Consider the following 1,765-nt stretch of genomic DNA (forward strand, 5'->3'; position numbering starts at 1 on the left):
GCTTTGGGGATGCATCGGCAAACTCCCTCCACTCACTTCGTTCGTTGTGGTCAAACAGTGCCGATGAGTCAGTCCACGAAGCGCGCTGGCGCGCGCCATCCCCAAAGCCGATCTTCTCCGTCGCCTCAGAAGTCGCCCCCAACCCATCCCCTCACCCGCCGCGCCGCTCAACACCACCAGCTCTTGTTGGGGGGAAAAGATTGAAGTGACCGACAAGCGTTCGTGCACTCGCATGCTTGTCGGTCACTTCAATCTTTTCCCCCACGCAAAGAGCTGCGGTATCGGCAAAGGCGCGTGCGGGGAGGCTGTGGAGCGCCCATCGGGACCGGCCGGCGAGCCACAGCCTCCCCACCTGCGCCTTTGCCAGCACCGATAATCCAAGCCATGAATCCGCTGCTCAGCAAGCTCCACCCCTATCCCTTTGAGCGGCTGCGCGCCCTCACCCGCGACATCACGCCGAACCCGGCGTACAAGCCCATCAGCCTCGGCATCGGCGAGCCCCGCCACGCGACACCGAAACTKATCCTCGATGCGCTGTCGGCCAGTTTCTCCGGCCTCGCCAGCTACCCCGCCACCGCCGGCGACATCGCGCTGCGCCAGGCCTGCGCCGATTGGGTCGAGCGCCGCTACGGCGTCAGGCTCGATGCCGCTACGCAGGTGCTGCCGGTCAACGGCTCGCGTGAAGCCCTGTTCGCACTGGCCCAGACCCTCGTCGATCCGACCCGGCTCGGTGCCACCGTTGTCTGCCCGAATCCGTTCTACCAGATCTACGAAGGCGCAGCGCTGCTGGCCGGCGCGCAGACCTTCTTCGCCAACAGCGACCCGGCCCGCAACTTCGCGGCCGACTGGGCCCAGGTGCCCGACGAGGTCTGGGCGCGCACCCAGCTGCTGTACGTCTGCTCGCCGGGCAACCCGACCGGCGCGGTGATGCCGCTCGACGAGTGGCGGCGCCTCTTCGAGCTCAGCGAGCGCTTCGGCTTCGTGATCGCCTCCGACGAGTGCTACTCCGAGATCTACTTCCGCGAAGACCCGCCGCTCGGCGCACTCGATGCCGCGAAACAGCTCGGCCGGGCTGACTTCCGCAACCTTGTCGTGTTCACCAGCCTCTCCAAGCGATCCAACGTGCCCGGCATGCGCTCCGGCTTCGTGGCCGGCGACGCCGCCGTGCTGAAGCAGTTCCTGCTGTACCGCACCTACCACGGCAGCGCGATGAGCCCGATGGTGCAGCAGGCCAGCATCGCCGCCTGGCGCGACGAGGCCCACGTGGTCGACAACCGCGACCAATACCGCCGCAAGTTCGCACAGGTCACGCCGCTGCTCGCCGAGGTGCTCGACGTGCGCCTGCCCGATGCCGGCTTCTACCTGTGGGCCGCCGTGCCCGGAGGCGACGACGTGGCCTTCGCCCGCGGCCTGCTGGCTCAATACAATGTCGCGGTGCTGCCCGGCAGCCTGCTGGCGCGCGAGGCACAGGGCGTGAACCCTGGCGCAGGCCGCATCCGCCTGGCCCTGGTGGCCGAGGTCGAGGAATGCCTKGCCGCCGCAGAACGCATCGTTTCCTTCGTCAAGTCCGTCTGACCCCGAGAACCCCATGAGCCAACAGCAACTGCAAAGCATCATCGACCTCGCCTGGGAAGGCCGCGCCCAGATCAATGCCGTCAACTCGCCCGAAGTGCGCGAGGCCGTCGAATCGGTGATCGCCGACCTGAACAAGGGCCGCATCCGCGTCGCCGAGCGCGAGAGCGTCGGCCAGTGGAAGGTCAACCAG

1 protein-coding gene and 1 pseudogene are annotated in these 1,765 nt (G+C 67.3%); both read left to right on the forward strand.

Features of this window, described 5'->3' with window-relative positions; translation table 11 throughout:
* Positions 1–384: 384 nt before the first annotated feature.
* Positions 385–1,575, forward strand: a complete 1,191-nt coding sequence (gene dapC / locus AC1D15_RS30335; RefSeq protein ID WP_477828950.1) for a succinyldiaminopimelate transaminase — start codon at positions 385–387, stop codon at positions 1,573–1,575.
* 13 nt (positions 1,576–1,588) lie between these two features.
* Positions 1,589–1,765 (forward strand): annotated as a pseudogene (locus tag AC1D15_RS30340) (2,3,4,5-tetrahydropyridine-2,6-dicarboxylate N-succinyltransferase); the annotation flags it as partial.

Source organism: Rhizobacter sp. P2_H2 (assembly GCF_056403375.1).